The organism is Nocardia sp. NPDC005746, assembly GCF_040630785.1.
GTDB lineage: Bacteria > Actinomycetota > Actinomycetes > Mycobacteriales > Mycobacteriaceae > Nocardia.
On the sequence record NZ_JBEXYE010000004.1, the window covers coordinates 344,254 to 371,076 of the forward strand.

Here is a 26,823-nt window from a genome sequence, read left to right on the forward strand (position 1 = left end):
GGGAGAACGACTTCTCTTGCCCGGCAGCGCCATCGAGTCAAAACGGTCGAGCCGCGGAGCCTTGGACCTTGCCACCTTCGTGCTCTCCGACCTGATCGGACCGGCTGCCGTCCCCACCTTCCGCATCCTCCAACCCGGAAACGACATTGGGGCTGGTACCGCCTCTGCGGTACCAGCCCCAATGGAGTCGGTTCGTGCAATGACACGATGGGTGGAGCTAAGGGGACTCGAACCCCTGACCCCCACACTGCCAGTGTGGTGCGCTACCAGCTGCGCCATAGCCCCTTGCGGTTGTCGCTGGGAATACCCGGCGACTGGACGAAGGTACACCATGGGGGTTGGGGGTGTGCAAATCGCCTGGTAAAGGTGGGTCTTTCGGGGGAAGTGGTGGGTTGGGTCGCACGGATGACGGGGCACTCGGTGTTGAGGTCGGCGGCTGCGGCGGAGACTGTGAGTTTCCCGCCTACGGTCGAGTTGCGGGATGGGACACAGGGATTCAACAGTTTCGCGGAGGTTGTGCTGCGGGGCGGGTCGCTGTACACGCGGCCTCGGGAGTCAGGGGGTCCGTGGCGGAAGGTGCCGACACCGGGGTGTTTGGACGGGCAGGTCACCGCGGTGTCGGTGGACGGGGAACATGCTCGTGGCCGCGGATCGGAACGGGCGGATCACCGTCGCCCCGCTGGGCGCGACCCTGCACGGGGGCTGAGCACGACGGCTAGCTGGGGATCATCGCCCCGGGGTGGTACGTGACCGCGGGGTTCCACAGGAAGAACCCGTTGTACCCCGCCGCATAGGTGGCGTCGATCTGGGCCTTCACCTGCTCGTCCCCGTAGGAGACGCCCAGACTGAAGTCCTGCAGCCACGGAATCACCTGCGCACTGGTCCCCGCCGTGCGCGCCCGGAAGTCCTGCAGCGACCGGAACACGATGTCGTAGGGCTGCGAGTTCGGGCTCGCGACATCGTATTCCCCGGCATGCCAGTGCGACGGATACAGCATGGGCGCCAGGAAATCCGAGTAGCGCGCCATCGCCGGGATGTCCTGGGCGATCTCGTCGGGCCGGGTGGCGGCGATACCGAACACGGCGGCGCTCAACGACGCACCGGCCTGGTGGATCGGCTCCCGGCAGTCGCGCAGGAAGTTGGCGATCGAGTCCGACGGGGATTCGGTGAGCCCCGGGAACTGCATGCCGCCGAGCCCGCCGTCGGGGCGGCGGATGTAGTCGTACATGACGCCGTCGAAGCCGAGCTTCGCCGCCTCGACGGCGAGATCACGGTTGTAGGACCGGATTTCGGGACTCGCGAAGTTGGTGAACGCGATCGCGCCGTAACCGCTGGAGTACGGCTGGCCACCCGCGTTCTGGATCACCCAGTCGGGATGGCCGTTGCGCCAGGCCCACACGGCGACGGTTGGATCGCGGAAGGCGACGATGCGGCCGATCACCCTCAACCCCATGTCGTGCAGTTGCTTCAGCGCGGCCGGGGCGTCGTAAATCGTGGTGGCGGCACCGGATTCGCGGGCCAGCGGCACCTGCGAGTCGTAGCCGATCATGCCGTCCTCGTCCTTGATGTCGAGCTGCACGGTGTCGATCCGGCCCTGACGGGCGAGATCCAGCACGGCCTCCCGCATCGGGTCGTAGGCCCACGCGTAGGCGGTGACGTGGACAGCGCGAATGCGCGGCAACGTCACCTCGACCTTCACCGGGCTGACGACGGTGTCCCCCGCCGCGCCAGTGGCCACCACCGTCGCGTCGACCGGACCATGCGGCAGCCGGATCTCGAAGGAGCCGTCCGGGCCGGGACGCACCGACTGGTCGCCGATCGCGACCTGGTTCGCGCCGATCGCCTTGCCGCGCACCAGCACCGGGTCCCGATAGGAGGTGGCTGCGGGGGTCGGTGCGAGGTCCAGGGTGGGCGGCTGGACGGCGGCCGAGGGGCGGCTGCGGCCGAAGACGAACACCACCGCGGCGAGCACCAGGCACAGCACCGCGCCGATCGCGAGCAGAGCGGACCGCCGACGGCGGATCGACCGGAGTCGCATGAGCAACCTAGACACCAACTTCCACAGACGGCTGTTGGGCATCACTATCTCGCCTGTATGCGAACAACGTCCGATTTTCGCGGAGATCACGTCAAAACCGTTGTCGCCGCGTAGCGTTGCGGCGATGAAGGCGTCGACCATGCTGCGAATGGTCACGGCGGCGCTGCTGTGCGCGACCGCCACCGCGTGCGGAGGATCCACCGCTCCGAGCCCGGCGGCCGCGCCCGCCCCGCCCCCGGCGGCGGCCAAGCCACCGGATCCGGCCGCGGTCGCCGCCAATGAGCTGGGCCGGATCCCGATCCTCATGTACCACCGCGTCGAAGCCGCACCCGGCGGCGAATACGACCAGACCCCGGCGAAATTCACCGCCGAACTGGAGCGGCTCCACACCGAGGGCTACCGCCCGATCACCATCACCGAGTACCTGTCGGGCGTCATCGACCTACCCGCGGGCACCCATCCGGTGATCCTCACCTTCGACGACTCCACCGGCAGCCAGCTGACCCTCACCCCGGCCGGCGACCCCACCCCCGACTGCGCCGTCGGCCTGCTCGAGCAATTCCATTCCCGCCACCCGGATTTCGCGGCCACCGCCACCTTCTTCATCAACAACGAACCCTTCGGCGAGGACGCCCGCACCCTGCCCTGGCTGGTGCGCCACGGCTACGACATCGGCGCGCACACCGCCACCCACGCCAATCTGGGCCAGCTGCCGCCCGCCGACGTGCAACGCGAACTGGTCCAGAACATCCGCGCCATCACCACCGCCGCCCCCGGCACCACCATCCGGTCCATGGCCCTGCCGCTCGGCGTCTATCCCGCCGACCACGGCCTGGCCCGCGCGGGCAGCTGGGACGGCACGCCCTACCGGTTCGGCGGCGTCCTGCTGGTCGGCTCCAACCCGGCCGCCTCGCCTTTCACGGCGGCCCTGGACCCGGCGGGCATCCCCCGAATCCGGTCCGGCCGCGGCCCCGTCGCGTTCGACTCCGGCTACTGGCTCGACTGGCTGGCGGCCAACCCGGCCGAGCGCTACACCTCCGACGGCGACGCCACGCATGTCTCGTTCCCGCGCGCCGCCGCCGCGGAACTGTCCGTGAGCTGGAACTCGACCGCGCAGCCGTACTGACCGCGCGCAGCCTGGCGCTTTGGCTCCTGTTCCTCCGGACGCGCGCGATACTGTTCGGTGTGAGCGCAATTCGGCACAGCCCTGCCCCGGCGAGGTCGAGCGGACGGGTTCCGCGCAACGCCGAATTGCTACTGTGCGCGGCGGCGCTGGCGCTGACCGGGTTCGCGTATCTGGCCATGACCTCCACCACCGGCAGCGGGTTCGACGGGCAGAGCATTCGGGCGCTGGTCGTCTTCACCGTGTTCGTGTTGGTCACGCATCTGGCGGTGCGGTGGTGGGCGCCGGCGGCCGATCCGGTGTTATTGCCGTGCGTGGCGCTGCTCAACGGGATCGGGCTGGTTCTCATCGATCGGCTCGACCGGGCGGAGGCGACGCAGGCCGCGCACGCGGGCAAGCCGATCCCTTCGTCGGATTCGGCGCATCAGCTGATCTGGACCGGCTTGGGCATGGCGTTGTTCGTACTGGTGCTGGCCTTGGTGCCCGATCACACCAAACCCGCGCGATACGGCTACACCTGTGGGCTGGCCGGGGTGATCCTGCTGCTCATCCCCGCGCTGCTGCCGTCCCGCTTCAGTGAGGTCAACGGCGGCAAGAGCTGGATTCTGATCAGCGGCTTCTCGATTCAGCCCGGTGAGTTCGCCAAGGTGCTGTTGATCATCTTCATCGCCGCCTTCCTGGTCGCCAACCGGGATCTGTTCACCACGGCGGGAAAACGCTTCCTGGGCATGACCTTCCCGCGCCTGCGCGATCTGGCCCCGCTGCTGCTCGTCACCTTCGTCGCGGTGCTGGTGCTGGTGTACGAGAAGAACCTGGGCTTCTCGCTGCTGGTGTTCGGGACGGTGCTGGCCATGATGTACATCGCGACCGGGCGGGCGTCGTGGCTGCTGATCGGGCTGGCCATGTTCTCGGTCGGCGCGATCATCGCCTACGGGCTGTTCGCGCATGTGCGGGTGCGCGTACAGGTGTGGCAGGACCCGCTGGCCACGTATTACACGACGGGATACCAGATCTCGCAGGGCCTGTTCGGCATGGGCACCGGCGGGCTGATCGGCACCGGCCTGGGCAATGGCCGGCCGCAGGACGTGCCGTTCGCCAAGACCGACTTCATCATCTCCACCATCGGCGAGGAACTCGGACTGGCCGGGCTGGCCGGGGTGCTGGCGCTGTTCCTGATCCTGTGCGTGCGCGGTTTCAGCGCCGCCCTCACCACCCGCGACGCGTTCGGCAAACTGCTGGGCGGCGGACTGGCGTTCTCCATCGGCTGGCAGTTGTTCGTGGTGGTCGGCGGTGTCACCAAACTGATTCCACTGACCGGCCTGACCACGCCGTTCATGTCCTATGGCGGTTCCTCGCTGCTCGCCAACTACATCATCCTGGCGCTGCTCATCCGGATCTCCGGCGACGCCCGGTCGGCCCCGCCGCCGCCCGCGCGCCCCACCGCCCCGGTGCCGCCGATCGCCGAGGACCTGACCGCCCACGTGTCCCGCCGCCTGCTGCCCCGCCGCCGCTGAACCGGAGGCCATCGATCCGATTGCGCTGCCGCACAGCCCGAACCGGGAGCATGCTGGACCGGTGACTTCCTCCAGTACCGGCCGGACCGCCCTCGACAATGTGCGCGTCTTCGACGGCCGAGGACTGACCGAACCGACCACGATCGTCATCGACGGCGCGATCATCGGCGCCGATGACACCGGGGCCGACCGCATCGACGCGGCGGGCGCGGTCCTGCTGCCCGGCCTCATCGACGCCCACGTCCACATCCGCGACCACGACACCCCGGCGCTGCTCGCCGCGCACGGCGTCACCACCGGCCTGGACATGGCCTGTGAGCCCGAGGTGGTCGCCGACCTCCGGAACACCGTCGGCACCAGCGATATTCGCAGCGCGGGCCGCGCCATCGTCGGACCCGACGGCATGCACGGCAAGTTCCTCGGCGAACCCGCCATCATCCGCGGCGCGGAGCAGGCCGAACCGGCTGTCGCCCAGCGTCATTCGACCGGGTCCGACTACATCAAGCTGGTGCTGGAGGCCCCCGGCGAGGGCGGCCCGGACGCCGCCTCCGCGAAGGCCGTCGTCGCCGAGGCCCATGCCCGCGGCCTGCTCGTCATCGCCCACGCGGCCACCCCCGGCGCGTACACCATGGCGCTGGACGCGGGCGCGGACGTCATCACCCACGTCCCCGCGGGCAATCCGCTCCCGGCCGCCACCATCGAACGCATCGCCGCCGAGGGCACGATCGTGGTCCCCACCCTCACCATGATGGAAGGGATGGCCGCGGTGCGGGGCTTTCCCGACGCGTTCGGCGCGTGCCTGGCGTCGGTTGCCGCCATGCACGCCGCGGGCATCCCGATTCTCGCGGGCACCGACGCCAACGCCAATCCCGGCGTCCCCATGAATCCCGCGTTCGGGGCGAGCCTGCACCACGAACTCGAACTGCTGGTCGCGGCGGGGCTCTCCCCCGCCGAGGCCCTGCACGCCGCAACAGCGGGGCCCGCCGAACGGTTCGGTCTCGCGGATCGCGGGGCGATCACCCCGGGACTGCGCGCCGATCTCGTTCTGCTCGACGCGGATCCGCTCGCCGACATCACCGCGACGACGCGCATCCGTCAGATCTGGTCCGCCGGAACCCCGGTCCCCCGGTAGGTTTCAGTCGCGGACGGGCAGCCGATCGGTCACCAGGCGGGTCAGCGGGCTCAGGGTCAGGCAGATCGTGAGCCAGCACGCGCCCATCAGCCATCCTGCCAGCACGTCCGTCGGCCAGTGCACGCCCAGATAAAGACGCGACAAGCCGACGGCGAGCACGAACAGGGCGGCGAGCGCGGTCACCACGGCCCTGGCGACCGGCCGGAGCCAGGGCAGTGCGACGACGACCAGGATCCCGAGCACCACCGTCGAGCCGAGGGTGTGGCCGGAGGGATAGGAGTGGTTCGTCTCGGTGACGAGGTGATCGATGACCGGCGGACGGTCGCGCCCGATCAGGAGTTTGCCGAAGAAGACGATCAGGCCCGCCCCGGCCGAGGTCACGGCGACGAGCACGGCCCGGTCCCAATACCTGCGCCAGGCCAGGAACAGACAGGCCAGCGTCGAGTAGACCGTGACCGACGTGGTGTCGCCCGCCGCGCTGATCGCCTTCGCGACCGTGGTCCAGGTGTCGGTGCGGTGGTCGATGAACCACTGCAACCAGGCCGCGTCGGGTCCGGCGGGACCGTGCGCCCAGACCACCACGCAGGTGAGGGCGATGATGATCGCCGCCAGCACGGACGCGATGAACACACCGGTGAGCGTGTAGTCGGCCGGTGGTGTCGTCGGCGCTGTCTCCTTCGGCGTGGGCGGTGTGGACGGCATGTCATCGAGGTTGCCACGCCTTCGCTGAGAGAATCTCGAGAGTCGGGTCCCAGTGGTGGGTACGGGCCGTGACCATGGGGCACTGGCGGTGGAGCCGAAACAGTCGCATACTCGGATATGTAAGCATCGGCTGATTACTAAATGACCATCCAGCCTTCGGAAGAAGAGTGCTGACATGAACGATATTTCGATCGACACTCCCTATTTGTCCGGCGTCTCCCGGATCGGCATCGAAAATGCTCTGGTCACGGCGGGGTACGACCTCCGCCGTGTGCGGCTCACCGATCTCACGCTGGTGGAGGACTTCCATACCATGGGCCGGATCGCCACGGGCGCGCTGGTGGAACTGGCGGGAATCACCGCGGATTCGCGGGTGCTGGATGCCGGCAGCGGGATCGGGGGGACCGCGCGATTCATCGCCGACAGCCGGAGATGCCGGGTCACGACCGTGGACCTGACCGAGGACTACTGCGAGACGGCGCGGTGGATCAACAAGCTTGTCGGACTGGATGATCGGATCACGGTGCGGCAGGGCGACGTCACCGATCTACCGTTCGCGGACAACAGCTTCGACACGATCGTCAGCCAGCACGTGCAGATGAACATCGCCGACAAGGACGGCCTCTACCGCGAGGCGCATCGGGTGCTGGATACCGGTGGCCTGCTGGCCATCTGGGATATCACCACCGCATCCGAGGGCGAGCCCGACTTCCCGCTCCCGTGGGCGGACCGCGCGGACCAGAGTCACCTGGTGACCGCCGGCGAACTGCGCGCGGCCGTCGAACGATCGGGCCTGACGGTGGAGCGGTGGGAGGACCTCACCGAGCAGGCAACCACCGTCATGCGGATGGTGCTGGCGAATCCGCCGAATCCCGTTGGCCTGCAATCCTTCATCGCGAACTTTCCGGCAAAGATCGAGCACCTGACCGAGGCACTCGCGGACGGGCGCTTGCGGGCGATCCGGGGGATCGCCCGCAAGCCCTGATCAGCTCGACCCGGCTTGCTCGGCTCAGCGCAGCGTGACCGTGGTCGGCAGGGTGGCGAAGCCGCGGTTGTTGGAGGCGTGGATGCGCTTGCTGCCCGCGGTGTCCACCTCGAAATCCGCTACGCGGGAAGCGATTTCCTGCAGGGCCGTGCGCAGCTCCAGCAGCGCCAGGTTGGAGCCCAGACAATGGTGGCGGCCGCTGCCGAAGACCAGCGAGGCGGAGGTGTCGCGGTCCAGGTCGAAGGTGTCCGGGTCGGCGAAGACCTCCGGATCGCGGTTGGCGGCGCCGGTGAGCAGCAGCACGCGGGCATCGGCGGGGATGGTGACGCCGTGCAGTTCGACCGCCTCGGTGGTGGTGCGCAGCTGGGTCTGGGTGGCCGGATCCCAGCGCATGGCCTCGTCGATCCAGTCGTCGATCCGGCCGTCGAGCGCGGCGCGGCGGGCCTCCGGATGCAGGGCGGCGGCGTTCCAGGCATTGCCGAAGGTCAGCATGCTGGTCTCGATGCCCGCGCCGACCAGCAGGATCAGCACGCCCACGATCTCCTCGGGGGTGAGCCGGTCGTCGCCCTCGGCGGCGTCGAGCAGGCCGGACAGCAGGTCCTCCTGGCGGGACTTGCTGCGCTCGATGGTCAGCTCGGTGTAGTAGCCGACCAGCGCGCCGATCGCCTGCATGGCCTCGGGCCGCAGGTCGGTGGACTCCTCCTCGGTGTACATGATCTCCATGCCGAGCTTGCGCAGCATCTCCCGATCGCCCTCGGGCACGCCGACCAGCTCGGAGATCACCTCGGTCGGGAACGGCCCGGCGAACTCCGCCATCAGATCGAAGCTGCCGCGCGCGAGCAGCGGCTCCAGCATCGAGACCGCGATCTCGCGCAGCCGCGGCCCCAGCGCCTGCACCCGGTGCGCGGTGAAGGCCCGCGTCACCAGGCCGCGCAGCCGGGTGTGCTTGGGCGGGTCCATGGCGACGAAGGAGAAGAAGCGCTCGGCTTGCGGGCCCCAGAAGGCGGGCTCCATACGCAGGCCGTTCTTGCTGGAGAAACGATCCGAATCGCGGAGGGCGGCGAGCACGTCCGCGTGGCGCGACAGGGCCCAGAAATCGTCGGTCTCGTTCCGGTAGACCGGGGCCTCGCTGCGCAACCTGGCATAGTAAGGGTACGGATCGGAATGGACTTCGAAATCGAACGGGCTGTATCGCAACTGCATGACGAACCTTCCGGCGATGTCGCGGCGCGGGCGCGGGACCGCCGCTACCGATCCGCAACTGGAGCTGACATAGTCAGACAGTAGCCGAAAAGGATTGGGAGCGTTGTGAACTCGGATTCAGCGGCGGAGCGCGTCGACACCACCAAACCACACCCGGCCCGCCGGTACGACTATTGGCTGGGTGGTAAGGACAATTTCCCCGCGGATCGCGAATCCGCCGACGCGGTCGCCGAGGCTTTTCCGACAGTCCAGCTCGCCGCGGTCGAGAATCGGAATTTCCTGCGGCGCGCCGTCGCATATCTGACCGGTGAAGCCGGAATCCGCCAGTTCCTCGATATCGGCACCGGCCTGCCCACCGCGGGCAATGTGCACGAGATCGCCCAGGGCATCGCCCCCGAATCCCGCATCGTCTACGTCGACAACGACCCCATCGTGCTGGTGCACGCCCGGCACCTGCTCGACAGCTCCCCCGAGGGCCGGACCGCCTACCTGGACGCGGACCTCCGCGACCCGAAGCGCATCCTCGATCACCCCGACCTACGCTCGACCATCGACCTGAGTCAGCCGGTCGCGCTCATGGTGGTGGCGGTGGCGCACTTCATGCCCGACGACGAGCACCCCTACGAGCTGATCCGCACCCTCACCGACGCCCTGGCGCCGGGCAGCTACCTGGTCATGTCGCACGCCACCAACGACTACTTCGACGAGCATGATCTGGCCCGGTCGGCCGAGGCCAACACCCGCAGCGGCGTGCCGTTCCAACTGCGCTCGAGCGCCGAATTCGCCCAGTTCTTCGACGGCTTCACCCTGGTCCCGCCGGGCATCACCGCGGTCACGCTGTGGCGGCCGGAGGAGTATCGGCCGCATCCGCGACCGGAGGCGGTGTCCATGCTCGGCGCGGTGGCCCGGATTCCCTGACCGGTCCGCGCCGAGCCGCGTGGTCACAACCTGCCGACATCCTTGAGCACCCGCCGGGCCTGCGCGAAGAGCATGCCCACATTGACCGATTTGCGGCACACCACCACCACGACCACATCCTCGCGGCTCTCGGTCCTCACGAACAGGTGGGTGAGGTTGTCACTGTTGACCAGGACCTCCTGGAAGTAGTGGCGGTCGGAGCGGATGCCCCGGCGCTCCTTCCAGATGTTCTCGATCATGACCACATTGCGGCCCTGGAACAGCTCCAGGGTGGCCGCGGCCAGCAGATCGAGCACTTCGGTGGGGTGGTTGTCGACGGTCTCCACGGCCAGCAACATGCCGGTCGCCATATCGATGGCGCCCGCGGCGATGCAGTCGGGCACGTCCGATCGCAGCATCTTGACCAGCGTCGCGATTCGATCCGTCATGCTGCCGGGTGCGCGTCGGTGGATTCGAGGTCAGTGCCCGACTGCCAGAAGCAGTTGCCGATCCAGCCTGAGGTGATGGCGAAACAGCCGTCCACCGCGGCCATCATGGTCACCACGCGCAGATCGGCCTCCCCGGTGGAGGTGCGCCCGGGGCGCGCGAGCAATTCGCGCACCCCGGGCGCACCGGGCGAGTCCACCGTGACCACCAGCCCGTGGACGATGTGGAGGTCGCCGCCCGGCTCCCCGGTCACCCGCAGTACCCCGGTCCGCGTGGTGGCCGCCGCCTGCACCAGTTCCCGGACCAGTTCGCGGGCCGATTCGCGGTCCAACACCGGTAGGCGCCCGGGTCCGGCGACAGGTCCCGTAGTCATGCGCGAACTCCTGGGGAAATAGGCAGAACGACATGGCGCGAATGTGCGACCGACCGCGGCCGACAGCGAAATGCGCACGCCTGGTGAATATTTCGACGGCGAATCGCACCAAACTCGCTCGCCGCGTGTGGGATATCGTGACAGCCCAGCAGTTTTGGGGCAATGGATTCCTGCGAATCGAGTACTTAAGTCCCTTCGCGGCTACCGAATTCACTGGGCGGGATACCAGCATCACCAGCGCAAGCGATCCGCTACCCGCGCGTCACAGGGGTCAAGTCTTATTAACAGAGGCAGCGCGGAGTCACAATTTTTCCCGACGGAATTATTTTGCGGCGCAATATGAACCGCTCGGTCGAATTGATTTGTCTGATTTCGAATCGGCGCGATTATCGAGGACTCACCGATCGCGCGGGACGACGCATTCCGCCAGGGCCAGCAGATCCGCGGCGGGACGTCCCCCCAGCATGTCCGCGGCGGCGCGCAGATGGCGCAGGGATTCCGCTTGCGCCCAAGCCTTTCCGCCCGCACGCGCGATGAGATCCGCGGCGTGCGCGGCCGATTCGCGATCCAGAGCCTTCCTGGGCCCGGTCGTGATGCCGGCCCAGGCAGAGCTCGATGACCACGTCCGCCAGCCGCGCGATGCTGTCCAGCGTCGCGGTCGCCGGGGCGTCGGCCAGGGTCCAGATGGCCCGGCTGTGCAGGGCGTCCCCGACCAGCACCGCATCGTCCACACCCCATAACTGCCACACCGTGGGACGCCCCCGGCGCACGGTGCCACCCTCCACGATGTCGTCGTGGATGACCGTGAAGTTGTGCACCATCTCGACCGCGGCCGCGGCGTGCACGGCGGCGGCGGGCTCGGCGTGCACGGCGGCGGCGGGCTCGGCGTCCAGGGCCGCGGCGGCCGCCAGCACCAGCGCCGGGCGCAGTCCCCGGCCCGACTCCCCCTCCGCCACCACACCGTTCGCGTCGCACCAGCCCACGTGGTAATCGGCCATCAGGCGCAATTCACTGGGCAGGGTGTCGAACGCGACCCGCAGCAGCGGTCTTGGCCCGCCGCAGTAGGTACGGGGCCCGCTCATCGAGCCCGATTCCACTGTCCCGCGTGCCTTTCCGGTGAGAAAACGCGGGACCGGCCGCTGTCGACGAACTCATGGCAACCTCCAGTGAACTGCTGCGGACTCGTGATCGCCGGACCCGACCGGGCCGGCGCCGACCCGATGGGCACCGGGCCCCGCGAGATGTGGGTGCCGACCGGCTCAGCGACGAGCCGCGGGGACGGCGTGCACGCTGACGAACGGCCCCAGCGGGCGGCCGAACGCCGGCCTGGGCCGCGACACGCGCAGCGCCGCCTCGGAGTAGCGTCCGGTCCTGATGTGCCAGTGCAGGTTTCCGGCCATGTGATCGCGCAGCCGATCGACGTGCGTCAGCAGCGCGGCCCGGACCTCCTCCGACAGTTGATGATCGGCCATGAAGCCCGGAAGCTGATCGCGGACAACGAGTTCGAACTGCCGCAGCCGCTCATTGGCCAGGTCCACCACGATCGCCGACGCGCGCTCCCGCGAACAGCCCAGGAACGACTGCGTCAGATACACCAGATTGTGCAACTCGTGGTCATATTCGATTTCCCGCTGATACGAGTACAGATCGTTGACCAGACCGGCGTAGTCCTGCGCCGAATGGTGCAGCTGCCGGACGATACCGGAGTCCGCGAGTTCCGCGACCGCCGGATCCGAGACAACTCCGGGCGAATGGAGAGCATCCAGCGCGCCGAACAAGGGACCGCCGGAGGTGATCCGCCGCAATTCGAGATAGTCGACCGGATCCGGCAAACGGTTCCGGGTCTCATTCTCCAGCACGGTGATCCAGCCGTCGACGAGTTCGATCAGCGCCGCACGCAGTCGATTCCGGCCACTGTCGTCGCACACCGCCGACGTCTCCCGCCACAGCGCGGCCAGACCGAATTCGAGCGGACTGGACGGCGCCGGCGCGCTCTCGCTCAGCTGAAGGGGTAAGCGCCGCAATTGATCCCGGCCCGAGACCGGATCGGCCCGGAACACCCGGGTCCCCAGATCATCGGCGTAGCTGCCCCAGGCGCACCAGCGCGAGCGCGACATCAAGGTCTCCGCGTCGGCCTCGGGGTCGGCCATAGCCAGGAGCGCCGGGAAGTCCGCGTCCGTCAGCGATTCCGCTGTCCAGCCCACCCGCGGATCCAGCAGTCCCACCGAGGCCGCCCACTTCGAGACATCGGCGCGGGCCAGCTCCACGTGCGGATTCACCCCTACGACATAGGGCATCTCCAGCCCGGTGACGGGCAGCGGACCTGCCACCCGGGGCGGCGGCACATGCTGATTCAGCTGTACCCGCAGCCCGGGCCGCAGCCGTGCGCCGGCGGTGCCCAGCCCGGTCGGGCCCCGATCGACGCCGCTGTTCATGTAGCGACTCGACCGCAGATGCCATTCGTGCCCACCGGACTGCCAGTCCTGCAGTCCCAGCGTGTAGCGCGTCACCGCGAACTGTTCCTCGGGAGTGGCCGCGCGTTCGGTGAACAGCTGCGGCACCTCGGCGAGGGCGGTGTGCTCGAACTGCCCGAGGCGGGAGGTGAGCACGTCATTGGTGAGCTCGGCGGCCGCCTGGGTGGGTAAACCCAGGAACCGTTCCAGCACCAGCACCATGTTCGCGTTCTCACCCTCGACCCGCACCTCGCGTTCGTAGGAGAACAGGTCGTTGCGCAGATGCACTGCGTCGGAGAAGGTTTCGCACAGCACTCGCAGCGGGCGCTCCTCGGCGAAACGGTCGGGCACCTCGGCGCCGCAGGCGAATTCCACCAGCGCGGCCGACCAGGGCGCGCCGCCCACCCGGCGGCGCATCTCGATGTACTCGATCGGATTGGCGACCCGGTCGCGGGCGATATTGTCCAATTCCCAGAGGGATTCGACCATGAGGTTGTGGGTGGAGTGGCGCATGCGCCGCCGCCAGCCCTCTGACATGGCGGGCACGGTGCGGGCCCAGCAGTCGGCCAGCCCGGCCTCCGAGGCGTTCTCCGGTTCCGGTGCGGGACAGCCCGGTTCGGCCATGAACTCTTCCAGGCGCGCCAGGTAGCGGGTGGCCTCGGCGCGGTTGCCGGTGCGCTTGTAGGCGTCGAGGAACCAGTCGTCGAAGTAGAAGACCCAGATGTACCACTCGGTCAGAAGCGTCAAAGTCTCGGCGTCGCAATCGGGATGGGTGTAGGCGCACAGCAGCGCGTACCCCATGCGCTCCAGTTTCTCGGCGTCCCAGATGGGTTTGCCGTCGACCCCGGGCTCACCGAGCATGCCCAGGCGCTCGGCCCATTCGGCGGCGTGGACGCGGGCGTAGTCGTGATGGGGATTGAGCCGGGCGGGGTGCGGCGTATAGAAATCGGGCAGGGTGAAGGGCTTCAATGCGGGGCCCTCTCGCTGGGCTGATCAATAGGACATGCCGGTGAGCACTGCTTTTGGGAAATATCGCTACTCGGGGAAATGCCGAACGGGACCGCGTAGGAACTGCACTGCGAAGACGTGACTCTCACTGCGACAACGTGATCAGTGTCACAACCATGGTAAAGGCCCGTAGCCGTCTCGCCAACACCTCGCAATCTTCTCCGACCGACCGGTACCTCCCGGACCGGTCCCCGCGGCCGTTCCCGGGATAGCCTGGGCGCTGCCCCACCCACCCGACCCACCCCGCCCAGGAGGATCGTCCATGTCGAATCCCGCCGCCGACCGCACCCCGATCCTGCAGCGGCTGGGCGATCGTGGCCGGGTCCGGGTGATCGTCGCCGGCGGCGGCACCGGCGGCCACACCTATCCGGCGGTCGCAGCGGTCCGGGCGCTGCGCGATCTGGCCGCCGAGGCCGGCGCCACCGCCGAGGTGCTGTGGGTCGGCGTGCCCGACAGTCTCGAGCAGCGGGTGGCGGCCGAGAACGACATCGACTTCACCGGCATCAAGGCCGGAAAGCTGCGGCGCGACCGCAATCCGCTGAAAATGCTCAACAAGGACAATGCCCGCGACGCGCTGCGGGTGCCGGTCAGCGTGCTCACCGCCCAGGGCGTGGTGGGCCGCTTCCGGCCGGACGCGGTGCTGTGCACCGGCGGCTACGTGTGCGCCCCCATCGGCATGGCGGCCGCGCTGCGCCGTCGCCCGCTGGTGATCCACGAGCAGACCACCGGCATCGGCAAGGCCAACCTGCTGCTGGCCCGGATGGCCGACCGCATCGCGCTGTCCTCCGAGGCCTCCATCGGCATGCTGCCCGCCAAGGTCCGGGGCCGGGCCCTGGTCACCGGCAACCCGATTCGGCCCGCGCTCGCCACCGGCGACCCCGCCGCGGCGGTCGGGGCCCTCGACTGGGAGGGCTACGCCCCCGGCCTGCCGACCGTCTACATCACCGGCGGTGCGCAGGGTGCGGTGCAGATCAACGATCTGATCCGGGAGCTGCTGCCCGAACTGCTGCACTCCGCCAACGTGATTCACCAGTGCGGGCGGCTTTCCTTCGAGCAGGTGCGCGACTTCGCCGCCACCCTGCCCGAGGACGTGCGCGGCCGCTACCTGGTGCGCGAGTTCATCGGCCCGGAGCTCCCGGACGTGCTGGCGCTCACCGATGTGGTGATATCCCGTTCCGGCGCGGGCACTCTCGCGGAACTCACCACGCTGGGCAAACCGTCGGTGCTGATCCCCTACCCGCATTCGGTGGGCGGGGAGCAGATCCGCAACGCGCGGATCCTGGCCGACCACAATGCGGCCCGCGCCCTGATCGGCGAGGACGCCACCGCCGCCAATCTGCGCGCCGCCCTGACCGAGCTGCTCACCGAATCCGAGACCCGCGCAGCCGTTTCCGCCGCGGCCCGCGCCCTCGGACACCCGGAGGCCGCCGAGCACCTGGCCCTGACCGTGCTGGACCTCGCCACGCGATGAATCGGTTCGCCGCGTGGTGATTCCGGTCCCACGCGAGCGATCCCACAGGCGGGTCTCAGCCCGGGTAGGTATGGTCGAAGGTGTCAGCAAGTTCTCGGCTATTACCGAGAAGATTGGAGATGCCAGCCATGCAAATCCAGGTCTTCGCCGACAAGAACGTCGGTGGCGGCGCGATCGCCCAGGATGCAACCGATACCATCGCTGCGATTCTGGACCGGTTCGCGGATCATCTCACCCGGGTCGAGGCCCACATCACCGATGTGAACGGCCACAAGGGTGGTTCCGAAGACAAGAAGTGCACCCTCGAGGCCCGGCCCAAGGGCCAGCCGCCGGTCGCCACCACGCATCGCGCGGCCACCGTCGAGGACGCCTACACCGGGGCCGCCGACAGCATGGCGCACCTGCTCGACAGCAAGTTCGGAAGACTGCATCACGCCAAGGGCGGCGAATCCATCCGCCACCTGGTGGCGGACTGACCCGGCCGACTCTCGGGGCTTTCCGGGGCCGGCCCCTGAAAGCCCACCCGGGTAGGACGAGTTCGATTCTCCGGGGCAGCTGAAGCCCCATCCCGTGGGACGCGTTTACGGAAGGAGCCCGAGGCGGCGTGCTCGCACGACCGCCTCGTGGCGATTGTGCGCGCCCAGTTTGGTCATGGCGCTGCGCAGGTAGCTCTTCACGGTCTCCGGACTCACCGAAAGCCGCTGGGCCGCTTCCACATTGGTGCAGCCCAGGGCGATATGGGACAGCACGTCCAGTTCGCGCGGAGCCAGCGTCACCGCGTCGTCGGCAGCCGCCACCCCCGACACCAGGCGGGCGAGTTTCTCCGTGACGTCCCGCAGCCGCGCCCGCGCGGTGGCGTCGGAGACCACCTGGGTGATCCCCCGCAGTTCGGCGTGCAGATCCCGGAGTTGTTCGGTGGCAATCACATTGGCGCTGTTCAGGGACTCTCGCGCGAAGGACAGCCGCAGCCGCCGATCCACCTCGTCGCGGATGGCCAGTTCCGTGCTGAGCCGCCGCGCGGCCTGCACCATCTCGTCGGCCACCCCGTCGCCGATCACCCCCGTTTCACGATTGGCGACATAGATCACCGCGCGCGCCTCGCCCTTGACCACCACCGGCACCGCCACCACCGAGCGCAGGCCCTCCCCCAGCACCGGGACGTCGTAGTGGTGGGTGATGGTGGACGCCGAGCGGTAGTCGGCCACCGAGCGCGGGCGGCCCGTCGCCACCGCCGAACCGCCCAGCCCGGAGCTGTACGCCACCGCCAGCCCCCGCATGCCGTTGGTCCGGGTTCCGACGAACTCGCTGAGCACCAGCGTGCCCGCGTGCACCTCGCCCCCGAAGACGACCGGCAGCTTGCTCAGGGCGGCGAGCGCGCGCAACTCGGCGCGCAGGGCGTCGCCGTCGCTGGGGCGCAGGAGCCCGTCGGCGGCCGTAGTCATCGGGTAGCCCCTTTCGGGGGTAGTCGAGGCTGGGTGTGACGTAGATCCTACTGGTGTGACCGAGAGCACGAGCTACACCTTCGGAGTCTGGGACGCTCCCCTGCTGGGCGACACCATCGGGGCGAACCTGGACCGGACCACCGCGGCGCATCCGGACCGCGAGGCCCTCATCGACTACACGACCGGCGTCCGCTGGACCTACCGCGAGTTCACCGACGAGGTGAACACCCTGGCCCTGGGCCTGCTGGCGGCCGGGATCGGCAAGGGCGACCGGGTGGGCATCTGGGCGCCGAACTGCCCGCAGTGGACCCTGACCCAGTACGCGACCGCCAAGATCGGCGCGATCCTGGTGAACATCAACCCGGCCTACCGGGCCCACGAGCTGCGCTACGTGCTGGGTCAGGCCGGGATCCGGCTGCTCATCGCGGCGCCCGCGTTCAAGACCTCCGACTACGCGGCCATGATCGACGAGGTCCGCCCGGAGTGCCCGGAGCTGGAGCAGGTGGTGCTGCTCGACAGCACCGAGTGGCGGGACCTGTTCGCCACCGGGCGCGCGGCCGATCCGGAACTGCTGGCGACGGCGCAGTCGGCGCTGTCCACCGACGATCCGATCAATATCCAGTACACGTCCGGCACAACGGGTTTCCCCAAGGGCGCGACGCTCAGCCACCACAACATCCTCAACAACGGGTATTTCGTGGGCGAGCTGTGCGGCTACACCGAGCTGGACCGCATCTGCATCCCGGTCCCCTTCTACCACTGCTTCGGCATGGTGATGGGCAATCTGGCGGCCACCACGCACGGCGCGGCCATGGTGATCCCGGCCCCGGCCTTCGACGCCCGCGCCACCCTGGAAGCCGTTGCGGCCGAACGCTGCACCTCGCTGTACGGGGTGCCGACCATGTTCATCGCCGAACTGGCCGACCCGGACTTCGACGCCTACGACCTGTCCTCGCTGCGCACCGGCATCATGGCCGGATCGCCGTGCCCGGTGGAGGTGATGAAGCAGGTCATCGAGCGGATGGGCATGCGCGAGGTGAGCATCTGCTACGGCATGACCGAGACCTCCCCCGTGTCCACCCAGACCCGCCACGACGATTCGCTGGTGCAGCGCACCGCCACCGTGGGCCGGGCCGGGCCGCACATCGAGGTCAAGATCGTGGACCCGGTGACCGGGGTGACGGTGCCGATCGGCACCGCGGGCGAGCTGTGCACGCGCGGCTACTCGGTGATGCTCGGCTACTGGGGTCAGCCCGAGAAGACCGCGGAGGCCATCGATTCCGCGCGCTGGATGCACACCGGCGACCTGGCCACCATGGACGCCGACGGGTACGTCGCCATCACCGGGCGGATCAAGGACATGGTGATCCGGGGCGGCGAGAACATCTACCCGCGCGAGATCGAGGAATTCCTCTACACCCATCCCGACATCATCGACGCCCAGGTGATCGGTGTGCCCGACGCCAAGTACGGCGAGGAGCTGATGGCCTGGGTCCGGCTGCGGCCCGGGGCGGCGGAGCTGACCGCCGAGACCCTGCGCGAGTACTGCACCGGCAAGCTCGCGCATTTCAAGGTGCCGCGTTACGTGCACGTCGTCGAGGAGTTCCCGATGACGGTGACCGGCAAGATTCGCAAGGTCGAGATGCGGGAGATCAGCGCGCGGCTACTGGGACTGACCGAGGAGAACGCGTGAGCAACGTCAATACCGAGGCCTATCGGGCGGCCCGTGATGGTCTGCTGGCCGCCGCCACCGACTACGACGCGGCGGTGCGCGATTTCGAGTGGCCGCGACTGTCCGGTGAATTCAACTGGGCGATTGACTGGTTCGACGTCATCGCCCGCGGCAACGACCGGCCCGCGCTCTGGATCGTCGAGGAGGACGGGTCCGAGCAGAAGGTCGGCTTCGCCGAGATGTCCGAGCGCTCGGATCGGGTGGCCACCTGGCTGGCCGGGCTGGGCGTGGGCAAGGGCGACCGGGTGATGCTCATGCTGGGCAATCAGGTCGAGCTGTGGGAGGCCATGCTGGCCGTGGCCAAACTGGGCGCGGTCATCATGCCGACCACCGGCGCGCTGGGCCCGGCCGACCTGAGCGACCGGATCGAGCGGGCCGGAGCGCGCTTCGTCATCGCCAATCACGGCGACGCGGGCAAGTTCGACGAGGTGCCCGGCGACTACACCCGGATCGTGGTCGGCGGGGCCGTCTCCGGTTGGCAGAACTACGCCGATGCCGCGGCGGTCGAGTCGGCCGGTCCGTTCCGGTCGGTCACCGAGGTGACCGATCCGCTGCTGGTGTACTTCACCTCCGGCACCACCAGCAAGCCGAAGATGGTGCAGCACTCCCAGATCAGCTACCCGGTCGGTCATTTGACCACCATGTACTGGATCGGCGTCCGGCCCGGCGACACTCACCTGGCCATCAGCGCGCCCGGATGGGCCAAGCACGCCTGGAGCTGCTTCTTCACGCCGTGGCTGGCCGAGGCCACCGTCTTCGTCTACAACTACGCGCGTTTCGACGCCGCCGCCCTGCTCACACAGCTGCGCCGGGCCGAAGTGAACACGTTCTGCGCGCCGCCCACGGTGTGGCGCATGCTCATCCAGGCCGATCTGGGCGAGCGTCCGGCCGGGCTGCGCGAAATCCTCGGCGCGGGTGAACCATTGAACCCCGATGTCATCGCGCAGGTCGAGAAGGCGTGGGGCCTGACCATCCGTGACGGCTTCGGCCAGACCGAAACCACCCTGCAGGTGGGCAATACGCCCGGACAGCCGCTGGTGCCCGGCTCCATGGGCCGTCCCGCTCCGGGTGTGCCGGTGGCGCTGGTGGATCCGATCACCGGGCAGCTCGCCGACGAGGGCGAGATCTGCCTGGACCTGTCCGCGGCGCCGGTCAACCTGATGACCGGCTACCTCGGCGATCCCGAACGCAATGCCGCGGTCATGGCGGGCGGCTACTACCACACCGGCGATGTCGCGGCCCGGGACGCGAACGGCTACATCACCTACATCGGACGAACCGACGACGTGTTCAAATCCTCCGACTACAAGGTGTCGCCGTTCGAATTGGAGAGCGTGCTCATCGAGCATCCGGCCGTGGTGGAGGCCGCCGTGGTCCCGCAACCGGACGACACGCGGCTTGCCGTGCCGAAGGCATACGTTTCGCTGGCGGCGGGATGGGAACCCAACGCCGAAACCGCCCGCGCCATCCTCGAATACGCCCGCGACCACCTGGCTCCCTACCTGCGTGTCCGCCGGGTGGAGTTCACCGAACTGCCGAAGACCATCTCCGGCAAGATCCGCCGCGTGGACCTGCGCCACCGCGAGGAACAGGCGCACGCGGAAGGCGTCACCATCCCCACCGAGTACCGCTACGAGGACGTACTGACCGACACCACCCGCTGAACCCGCCCCACCCCTACCAACCCGCCCTGCCCCTGCGACAGATAGGAACACCCGTGTCCCACACCGTGGAATCCGCGACCGCCTACGTCATCACCGCCCTGGAGGCCAAGGGAACCGCCTCCCGCGACGACTTCGACGTGTCCGGCATCGTCAGCGCCACCCACAACATCATGCAGACATGGGATTTCCGCGCGGTCGCCCGAGACCGCTTCTGGGGCATCGCCGCCACCTTCATCCGAGCCTGACCAGCGGGCTCGCTCACAGTTCCGCGAATTCCGGGTTTCCGGCCCGGAATTGCCCTCACCATTGGCACGTGCACACCTCCGACTCCGTGCTGCTGCCCCGCTTCGTGCTGTCCCGCGCCGCCTCGGCGGGCCTGGATCCGGCCCGCCTGGCGCGGGAAGCCGGGATACCGGGCTGGCTGCTGGCCGACGGGGACGCCCGGGTATCGAGTCACTACTTCCCGCGCCTGTGGGAGCTCTTCGAGCACGAACTCGGCGACCCGGAGGCCACGCTGCGCGCCACGGGCAGCTACCGGCTCGGTGAATTCGGGCTGATCGACTACCTGATCTCGACCGCGGATACCGTCGGCGCGGGGCTGGGGGTGCTGGGACCCTACGTCGGCTCCATCTCCACCAACTTCCGCATCGAGGCCGGCGCGCAGACCGAGACCGAATCCACCTTCGACGTCTACACCGTCAACATGGCGGGCCGCGGACGTGATCTGTCGGTGCAGATGGCGCTGACCTCGCTGGTCTCGCGCATGCGTCAGATCACCGGGCAGCCCATGGATCCGGTGTGCGTCGAACTGCGCGAGCGCGCGCCGCGCCGACTGGACGCGTTCACCGAGCAATTCGGCACGGCCCGCCTGGAATTCGGCGCCCCGATGGATCGCATCACCTATCGCAACACCGACTTCGAGCGGCCGCAGATCACCGCGGACCCGATGCTGGCGGCGGTGCTGCGCCGCCACGCCGCCACCATGCCGCCGCCGCCCCCGCGCACCACCGAATGGCCCGACCGGGTGGCCACGGCATTGGCCGAGGTGCTCGACGGCACCGACGCGCTGCTCGAACAGGTCGCGCGGCGGCTGTACACCAGTCCCCGCACCCTCCAGCGCCGCCTCGCCGAATCCGGCACCACCTGGCGGCTGGAGGTCGATCGGGCCCGCAAGCGGCATTTCGAAGACCCCGAGCCTGGGACGCCGCCCCCGGACGACGCGCTATGACGCCCGGGATCGACTGCGGTACAGGATCTCCAGGCTCGAAGGTGGATGGGTGACCGGATCGGACAGCGTGCTGCTGGCGCGCTTCGTACTCACCCGGGCTCGGGCCGTGGGTGTGGATCCGGTGGCGTTGGCGCGGGCGGCGGGGATCGGGCCGTACGCGCTGGAGGCCTCGGCGGGAAGTGTTCCGGGGCAGTGTTATCCCCGCTTGTGGGAGTTGTTCGAGCGCAGGGTGGATGTGCCGCACGTGGGACTGCGGGCGGCCGAACGATATGGAATGGGGGAACTGGGGATGATGGATTATCTGCTCGCGACCGCGCCGACGGTCGGCGAAGGCTTCCGGGCCGTAGGGGAATTCGGGTCGCGGCTGTCGGGCAACCGGCGGGTAGCCGTGGTCGCCGAGACCGATCGGCAGGTCACGTTCGCGTCGGAGAGCGCGGCGCGGGGCCGGGGCGCGGAGGTCGCCGCGCAGGCGAGTTTCGCCTACCTCACCGGCCGGGCCCGGCTGGCCGCGCGGGCGCGGATCACGCCGGTGGCGGTCACCCTGCGAGAACGCGCGCCCCGACGACACGGTCCCTACCGGGAGTTCTTCGGCACGGCGGCAGTGGATTTCGGGGCCGAGGTCGACAGCCTGACGCTGCGCCGCGCGGACCTCGACCGGCCGCAGCATTCCGCCGATCCGGGCCTGGCCGCCGTGCTGCGGCGCGGCGCGGCGGCCGCCACCCTGTCCACGCCGCCCGCCCGGGCCTGGGTCGATCTGCTTGCGGCCGAACTCGATTCACTGAGCGATCCGGCCCCACCCGGACCGGATCGCGACACCGCGGACTTCCGGGCGGCGGCGTCCCTCGACACCGTCTCACTATCCGATATCGCGCGCCGGCTGGGTACCAGCCCGCGCACCGTGCAGCGGCGGCTGGCCGCGGCCGGGACCAGCTGGAGTCGGGAGCTGGCGAACGCTCGCCGCCGGGCCGCGTGGTGACGGTCGGCCGTGAACACTCGATCCGATTGTCACGACAGCATTCTCATGGCCCGGTTCGCGTTGGAGCGGGCGGTGCGGGCCGGACTCGACGCCGACCGGATCGCCCGGACGGCGGGCGTGCCCGCCTGGCGCGAAGGTGGTGAGGGCACCCGGGTGTCGTCCCGGTACTGCCTGCGGGTGTGGGAGCTGATCGAGTGCGAGACCGGGGATCCCGATATCGCGCTGCGCGTGTCCGAGGAGAGCACCACCGGTGAGTTCGGGCTGCTCGAGTATCTGTTCCTGTCCGCGGCCACGCTCGGCGACGCGCTCGAGGCGTGCGTGCGCCATACCGGCAGTCTCAGCACGAGTTACGGCTTCCGGGTCGCGCGCCGCGACGAGCAGGAGGTCTGCTACGAGGTGCGGTCGGGGGTGGAGGACTGCCGGGGCCGGGAACTGTTGATACAGGCGACTTTCGCGCTGCTCGTGGGGCGGACGCGGGCCGCCACTCGCTACCCGGTGGTGCCGGCGCGGGTGAGCTTCCGGCAGTCCGCTCCCGCCGATCTCGCCACCGTCACCGAGCTGTTCGGCACCCGCGCAATCGATTTCGACGCCCCGGCGGACGCGCTGACGCTGCGGGCCGCGGATCTGGCGCTGCCGATGAAGTCGGCCGACCCGGAGCTGACGGCGGTGCTGCTGACCTACGCGGCCACCCTGCCCCCCACTCCGGAGGCCGGGGTGACCTGGCTCGAGCAGCTCGGCGACGCCATCGATCTGGCTCTCGCCGATGGCGCTGCGACGCTGGAAGTGGTTGCGCGGCGGCTGCTGACATCGCCGAGATCACTCCAACGCCGACTGGCCGAGGCCGGAACCACTTGGCGGCGTGAGGTGGATCACGCACGCCGCCGCAGATTGCAACGCGCCGAACACCTTCCACGCGCCCAGCAGGCGGAATTCCTGGGTTACGCGGATCCGGCGAGCCTGCGGCGGGCGGTGCAGCGGTGGCGGGACCGGGCCGATCCGGACCCCGAAGACCCCCGTTGAGGAGCCGAAATCGCACCTACCGTACGGTATTCCGGCAACCCCACAGCAAGGTTGGCGTGTCCTGGATCGGTTTGGCGCTTTCGGAACTCCCGCACCGGGCGGACGGAAATCAGACTGGACGGAAACGCCAGGACACTGTCACGCGTTCCCCCGGATCGGTACTCGATTGGAGCTTCCTCGTGCCCCACACCGCAGAAACCGCCACCGCCTACGTCGTCACCGCCGTGGAGGCCAAGGGCACCGCCACCCGGCACGACTTCGATATCAAGTCCATCGTGAGCACCACCCACAATCTCACCGAGAGCTGGGATTTCCACACCGTGGACCCGAACATGTTCTGGAACATCGTCGCCACGTTCCTCGAGCACTGAGATCGGTTCCCGCGCGCGTCAGATGCCGTCGACCGAGAGCGTCGCGTTCATCAGATTCATGGCCGTTGCGCACGGATCGGGCTGCGCGGTGTGATCGCGGTTCCGCACCCACCAGGTGACGGTGCCGGTATCGGCCACCGTCACAGCGCAACCACCCGGATCCGCCGGATCCCGCCAGTACATGCCGCCGAAGTTCCGCACCACGAGCCGCTCCACGCGGTATCCGAACCGGTCGGCGATCCGCACCTCCCGTGCGAGCGTGTCGTCCCGCAGCCAGGCATAGGTGATGTCGACCGCGCCGCCACCGGGATTCGTAGCGGTCCAGTCACACACCGTGGGCTCGCTCTGCCGCCGCATACCGGTGACGCCGATGGCCGCGGCCAGCTTCCGATCCTCCAGGGGGCCACAGCCCGCCAGTAGGTTCGGATCGGCCGCGGGGCGGGCATCGGCCTGCCGGTCGGCGTGCGAACACCCGGACAGGGCGGCGATCAACAAGGCCGCCACCGTGATTCGCATTCCCGGGCGCGCCATCAGGTCTGCCCCGCCTGGGTCAGGGTGGCCGCGGCCAACTGCTCGACGCCCTGGCAGGCGCGCGCGCTCGACCGTTCGGACCAGTCGATGAAGTCGGTGTCGCCGAATGTCACCGCGACCTCACAGGATTGCGCGCCCCGCCATTCGATGCCCGGCTGCCCGGCGATCCGGACGGTGGCGGGACTGCCGGTGGTGACCTGGTCACGGCGGTCCTGCAGCGAGCTGCCCCGGAACCAGTGGAAGGTGACGGCGTAGTCGCCGCCCGTGGCGGGCTGCCAGGCGCAGCCGATCGGATTAGCCGAAACCCGTTGCGCACCGGTCGATCCTGTGGCCTCGGCCACCTCGGCATCGGATACGCCGCCGCACAGGCCGATGGTGTCGGAAGACGGCGCGGCCGCCTTCGGCGCGGCGGTCGTGGTCGCGGCCCGCTGATCCGAGGAGTTCCCGCACCCCGCGACCGCCAGGCCGATCAAGGCGATCCCCACCGCCGCGCGCGTCGCTCTCGTCACGCGGACCAGACTAGGTGAACGTCCCGAAACACAACAGCCGATGCCGCGTCCGCGAAACCGGCTGCACGCCGTCGACTTTCTGGTGCTCGGCGTGGCCGTGTTCCTGATCGCCGTCGCGCTGCCGCTGTTCCGCGATATGTCGGTGCCGTGGACGCCGGGCTCCGGAACGGAATCGGTGTCGACCGATCCCCGGGAACTGCCGTACTTCGCGGCGCGCACCACGCTGCGGATGTTCCTGGGGCTGGCGGCCTCGATCCTGTTCACGCTGGTCGTCGGCCAATGGGCGGCGCATTCGCGGCGGGCGGAGAAGGTGCTGGTGCCGATGGTGGACGTGCTGCAATCGGTGCCGGTGCTGGCGCTGGTCTCCATCACGGTGACCGCGTTCGTGGCGCTGTTCCTCGGCTCCTTCCTGGGCGCGGAGGCGGTGTGCGTGTTCGCCATCTTCACCGCGATGGCCTGGAACATGACCTTCGCCTACTACCAGGCGGTGCGCACCCTGCCGCGGGAACTCGACGACGCCGCCCGCATACTGCGGCTCACCCGCTGGCAGCGGTTGTGGCAGCTGGAGGCCATGGACGATCTCGGCGTGCACGGGTGGCTGCGGTGGAAGTCATTGATCCTGCCCGCGATCGCCCCCGGCAATGTGGTCGGGGCGATCACCGCGTTCGGCGGGGCCTGGAACGCCACGCTGGTCGGCGAGGCGGTCGAGGCGGGCGGCACCCACCCACCTGCAGGCGTACGGGCTGGGCGCCTACATCACCAATGCCACCGCGGCGGACGTGTTTCCGAAGGTGCTGCTGGGCACCGCGGTGATGAGTGTCGTCACCGTGACCATCAACCGGCTGGTGTGGCGTCGGCTACAGCGCCGGGCGGAACAGCGTTTCTCGTTGAGCTGAAACAGTTTTCGAAAGGAGGACAGCTCAGTCCGCGCGGCGGGCGCGGGCGCGGCGTTTGCCTTCGTGCATGGCCTGCACCCGCGCCACCGGGATGGTGTGGCCCTCGGCGATGAGATCCGCCGGGAGCGTTTGCGGTTCGGGCATCGCCTCGGCCCACGGGTCCCGGTCGCCGAGGATGGCGGCGGCGGTGCGCACGGTGAAATCGCGCGGATCGATCTCCGGCAGGTCGGCCCAGCCGACCGGGAACGACACCGTCGCGCCGGGCCGCACCCGCGGGCTGTACACCGACACCACCGTCGCCCCGCCGGCCCGGGTGGAATCCAGGAAAACCTTGCCGCCCCGGTCTTCTCGAATGAAGGCCGTGGTGGCCAGGTCCGGGTCGAGCCGTTCGGCGCGCGCCGCGATGGCCCGGGTGGCGGCCGCCGCGTCCTCGATATCGACCCCCGCCCGCACGGGCACGAAGATGTGCACCCCCTTGGACCCGCTGGTCTTCACCGCCCCCGCCAGCCCGTCGTCCGCCAGCGCCCGCCGAATCAGCTCGGCCGCGGCCACCGCCTGCGAAAACGGCTGCCCCGGTTCGGGATCGATATCCAGCACGAGATGCGTGGGCCCGCCGGAATAGTCGACCAGATCCTCCGCCAGCAGCAGCGTCACGTGGTACTCCACCGCCCGCTGATTCCCGAACCACAACAGTGTCCGCACGTCGTCGCACAGGGCGTACGACACTTCCCGTTTCGAGCTCCCCGCCCACAAGGTCTTCCGCCGCACCCACTCCGGGGTGTACTTCGGCAGGTTCTTCTGCATGAACGGCTCCTGCCCCGGCCGCACCCGCACCACCGACAACGGCCGTTCCCGCAGCGCCCCCACCATCCGCTCCCCCACCGCCTCGAGATAGTCGATCAGCTCCCCCTTCGTGGCCCCCGCCCCATCGAACAGGGGACTGTCCAGACTGGAGAACTTCAGACCGGCCCGCGCGTCTTCGCCCATCGGCCCACCATGCGCCCCCACCGCACCCCCGTCAACCACCCCGGCCGTGTCCGCGGTCACCGGACGCGAGTCTCGCCGGGATGGTTACTGCGTGTTTGGTTTTCCTCGAGGACCGCTCGAG

The 26,823-nt window shown here is 69.1% G+C and carries 26 protein-coding genes and 1 tRNA gene; 15 read left to right on the top strand and 12 right to left on the bottom strand.

From position 1 onward, the window contains the following. Positions 1 to 212: 212 nt before the first annotated feature. Both ABZ412_RS10395 and ABZ412_RS10400 read right to left on the bottom strand, forming a co-directional pair. Positions 213 to 285 (bottom strand) — tRNA-Ala (locus ABZ412_RS10395). 430 nt (positions 286 to 715) lie between these two features. Further along, the gene (locus ABZ412_RS10400; protein WP_357278776.1) at positions 716 to 2,038 is read right to left on the bottom strand and encodes a putative glycoside hydrolase; all 1,323 of its coding nucleotides are present in this window, start codon (positions 2,036 to 2,038) and stop codon (positions 716 to 718) included. A 124-nt stretch (positions 2,039 to 2,162) separates the two neighbouring features. On the opposite strand from ABZ412_RS10400, the gene ABZ412_RS10405 reads away from it, so the two are divergent. From ABZ412_RS10405 to ABZ412_RS10415, 3 genes are all read left to right on the top strand, one after another. Beyond that, on the top strand, positions 2,163 to 3,164 hold the full coding sequence (locus ABZ412_RS10405; protein WP_357278778.1) for a polysaccharide deacetylase family protein: 1,002 nt from the start codon (positions 2,163 to 2,165) through the stop codon (positions 3,162 to 3,164). Between the two features lie 68 nt (positions 3,165 to 3,232). Continuing rightward, a complete protein-coding gene (locus ABZ412_RS10410) occupies positions 3,233 to 4,675 on the top strand; it encodes an FtsW/RodA/SpoVE family cell cycle protein (RefSeq protein ID WP_357279035.1) in 1,443 nt (480 codons plus the stop codon). Positions 4,676 to 4,736: 61 nt separating this feature from the next. Beyond that, a complete protein-coding gene (locus ABZ412_RS10415) occupies positions 4,737 to 5,807 on the top strand; it encodes an amidohydrolase family protein (protein ID WP_357278780.1) in 1,071 nt (356 codons plus the stop codon). Positions 5,808 to 5,810: 3 nt separating this feature from the next. On the opposite strand, the gene ABZ412_RS10420 is transcribed toward ABZ412_RS10415, so the two are convergent. Further along, entirely contained in the window at positions 5,811 to 6,509 is a 699-nt protein-coding gene (locus ABZ412_RS10420) for a phosphatase PAP2 family protein (RefSeq protein WP_357278782.1), read from the bottom strand. 175 nt (positions 6,510 to 6,684) lie between these two features. On the opposite strand from ABZ412_RS10420, the gene ABZ412_RS10425 reads away from it, so the two are divergent. Next, on the top strand, positions 6,685 to 7,494 hold the full coding sequence (locus ABZ412_RS10425; protein WP_357278784.1) for a class I SAM-dependent methyltransferase: 810 nt from the start codon (positions 6,685 to 6,687) through the stop codon (positions 7,492 to 7,494). Positions 7,495 to 7,518: 24 nt separating this feature from the next. Here the strand turns inward: ABZ412_RS10425 and ABZ412_RS10430 are convergent, their stop codons facing one another. Then, positions 7,519 to 8,631, bottom strand: coding sequence for a cytochrome P450 (locus tag ABZ412_RS10430; protein WP_357278786.1), 1,113 nt, complete (start codon positions 8,629 to 8,631; stop codon positions 7,519 to 7,521). A 171-nt stretch (positions 8,632 to 8,802) separates the two neighbouring features. Between ABZ412_RS10430 and ABZ412_RS10435 the strand changes: the two genes are divergently transcribed. After that, positions 8,803 to 9,615, top strand: coding sequence for an SAM-dependent methyltransferase (locus tag ABZ412_RS10435; protein ID WP_357278788.1), 813 nt, complete (start codon positions 8,803 to 8,805; stop codon positions 9,613 to 9,615). A 23-nt stretch (positions 9,616 to 9,638) separates the two neighbouring features. Here ABZ412_RS10435 and ABZ412_RS10440 read toward each other — a convergent pair whose 3' ends face one another. The 4 genes from ABZ412_RS10440 to ABZ412_RS10455 form a co-directional block, all read right to left on the bottom strand. Further along, the gene (locus tag ABZ412_RS10440; protein WP_357278790.1) at positions 9,639 to 10,043 is read right to left on the bottom strand and encodes a hypothetical protein; all 405 of its coding nucleotides are present in this window, start codon (positions 10,041 to 10,043) and stop codon (positions 9,639 to 9,641) included. Then, positions 10,040 to 10,414, bottom strand: coding sequence for a hypothetical protein (locus ABZ412_RS10445; protein WP_357278792.1), 375 nt, complete (start codon positions 10,412 to 10,414; stop codon positions 10,040 to 10,042). The genes ABZ412_RS10440 and ABZ412_RS10445 overlap by 4 nt, the downstream gene beginning before the upstream one ends. Before the next feature lie 386 nt (positions 10,415 to 10,800). Continuing rightward, a complete protein-coding gene (locus ABZ412_RS10450; RefSeq protein WP_357278794.1) occupies positions 10,801 to 11,496 on the bottom strand; it encodes a polyprenyl synthetase family protein in 696 nt (231 codons plus the stop codon). A 177-nt stretch (positions 11,497 to 11,673) separates the two neighbouring features. Further along, on the bottom strand, positions 11,674 to 13,836 hold the full coding sequence (locus ABZ412_RS10455) for a germacradienol/geosmin synthase (RefSeq protein WP_357278796.1): 2,163 nt from the start codon (positions 13,834 to 13,836) through the stop codon (positions 11,674 to 11,676). Between the two features lie 301 nt (positions 13,837 to 14,137). Here ABZ412_RS10455 and ABZ412_RS10460 point away from each other — a divergent pair, with 301 nt between their 5' ends. Beyond that, complete coding sequence (locus ABZ412_RS10460; protein WP_357278798.1) at positions 14,138 to 15,346, top strand: UDP-N-acetylglucosamine--N-acetylmuramyl-(pentapeptide) pyrophosphoryl-undecaprenol N-acetylglucosamine transferase; 1,209 nt, start codon at positions 14,138 to 14,140, stop codon at positions 15,344 to 15,346. A 119-nt stretch (positions 15,347 to 15,465) separates the two neighbouring features. Then, the gene (locus ABZ412_RS10465; protein ID WP_357278800.1) at positions 15,466 to 15,822 is read left to right on the top strand and encodes a ribosomal subunit interface protein; all 357 of its coding nucleotides are present in this window, start codon (positions 15,466 to 15,468) and stop codon (positions 15,820 to 15,822) included. A 105-nt stretch (positions 15,823 to 15,927) separates the two neighbouring features. Here the strand turns inward: ABZ412_RS10465 and ABZ412_RS10470 are convergent, their stop codons facing one another. Next, positions 15,928 to 16,788, bottom strand: coding sequence for a LuxR C-terminal-related transcriptional regulator (locus tag ABZ412_RS10470; RefSeq protein WP_357278802.1), 861 nt, complete (start codon positions 16,786 to 16,788; stop codon positions 15,928 to 15,930). A 55-nt stretch (positions 16,789 to 16,843) separates the two neighbouring features. Here ABZ412_RS10470 and ABZ412_RS10475 point away from each other — a divergent pair, with 55 nt between their 5' ends. The 7 genes from ABZ412_RS10475 to ABZ412_RS10505 all read left to right on the top strand — a co-directional run bounded on the left by ABZ412_RS10475 (position 16,844) and on the right by ABZ412_RS10505 (position 23,779). Continuing rightward, entirely contained in the window at positions 16,844 to 18,481 is a 1,638-nt protein-coding gene (locus ABZ412_RS10475; protein WP_357278804.1) for an AMP-binding protein, read from the top strand. Then, the gene (locus ABZ412_RS10480; protein WP_357278806.1) at positions 18,478 to 20,184 is read left to right on the top strand and encodes an AMP-binding protein; all 1,707 of its coding nucleotides are present in this window, start codon (positions 18,478 to 18,480) and stop codon (positions 20,182 to 20,184) included. The genes ABZ412_RS10475 and ABZ412_RS10480 overlap by 4 nt, the downstream gene beginning before the upstream one ends. 53 nt (positions 20,185 to 20,237) lie before the next feature. Then, a complete protein-coding gene (locus ABZ412_RS10485; RefSeq protein ID WP_357278808.1) occupies positions 20,238 to 20,429 on the top strand; it encodes a hypothetical protein in 192 nt (63 codons plus the stop codon). Between the two features lie 68 nt (positions 20,430 to 20,497). Next, positions 20,498 to 21,412 carry an AraC family transcriptional regulator ligand-binding domain-containing protein gene (locus ABZ412_RS10490; protein WP_357278810.1) on the top strand — a complete coding sequence of 305 codons (915 nt, stop codon included), beginning with the start codon at positions 20,498 to 20,500 and terminating at the stop codon, positions 21,410 to 21,412. A 49-nt stretch (positions 21,413 to 21,461) separates the two neighbouring features. Beyond that, positions 21,462 to 22,388: an AraC family transcriptional regulator ligand-binding domain-containing protein gene (locus tag ABZ412_RS10495; protein WP_357278812.1), complete on the top strand. Its 927-nt coding sequence runs from the start codon at positions 21,462 to 21,464 to the stop codon at positions 22,386 to 22,388. A 45-nt stretch (positions 22,389 to 22,433) separates the two neighbouring features. Beyond that, on the top strand, positions 22,434 to 23,408 hold the full coding sequence (locus ABZ412_RS10500) for an AraC family transcriptional regulator ligand-binding domain-containing protein (RefSeq protein ID WP_357278814.1): 975 nt from the start codon (positions 22,434 to 22,436) through the stop codon (positions 23,406 to 23,408). A gap of 179 nt (positions 23,409 to 23,587) precedes the next feature. Then, complete coding sequence (locus tag ABZ412_RS10505; RefSeq protein WP_357086464.1) at positions 23,588 to 23,779, top strand: hypothetical protein; 192 nt, start codon at positions 23,588 to 23,590, stop codon at positions 23,777 to 23,779. Between the two features lie 18 nt (positions 23,780 to 23,797). Here ABZ412_RS10505 and ABZ412_RS10510 read toward each other — a convergent pair whose 3' ends face one another. Together ABZ412_RS10510 and ABZ412_RS10515 are read right to left on the bottom strand one after the other, a co-directional pair. After that, positions 23,798 to 24,295, bottom strand: coding sequence for a DUF3558 family protein (locus tag ABZ412_RS10510; protein WP_357278816.1), 498 nt, complete (start codon positions 24,293 to 24,295; stop codon positions 23,798 to 23,800). Positions 24,296 to 24,309: 14 nt separating this feature from the next. After that, positions 24,310 to 24,819 carry a DUF3558 family protein gene (locus ABZ412_RS10515; RefSeq protein WP_357278818.1) on the bottom strand — a complete coding sequence of 170 codons (510 nt, stop codon included), beginning with the start codon at positions 24,817 to 24,819 and terminating at the stop codon, positions 24,310 to 24,312. Positions 24,820 to 24,859: 40 nt separating this feature from the next. Between ABZ412_RS10515 and ABZ412_RS10520 the strand changes: the two genes are divergently transcribed. Continuing rightward, positions 24,860 to 25,828 (top strand): ABC transporter permease subunit, encoded by a 969-nt coding sequence (locus ABZ412_RS10520; protein WP_357278820.1) that lies wholly within the window; start codon positions 24,860 to 24,862, stop codon positions 25,826 to 25,828. Here the strand turns inward: ABZ412_RS10520 and ABZ412_RS10525 are convergent. Continuing rightward, positions 25,740 to 26,702 (bottom strand): ATP-dependent DNA ligase, encoded by a 963-nt coding sequence (locus ABZ412_RS10525; protein ID WP_357278822.1) that lies wholly within the window; start codon positions 26,700 to 26,702, stop codon positions 25,740 to 25,742. The two genes, ABZ412_RS10520 and ABZ412_RS10525, sit on opposite strands and share 89 nt — an antisense overlap. Positions 26,703 to 26,823 lie beyond the last annotated feature (121 nt).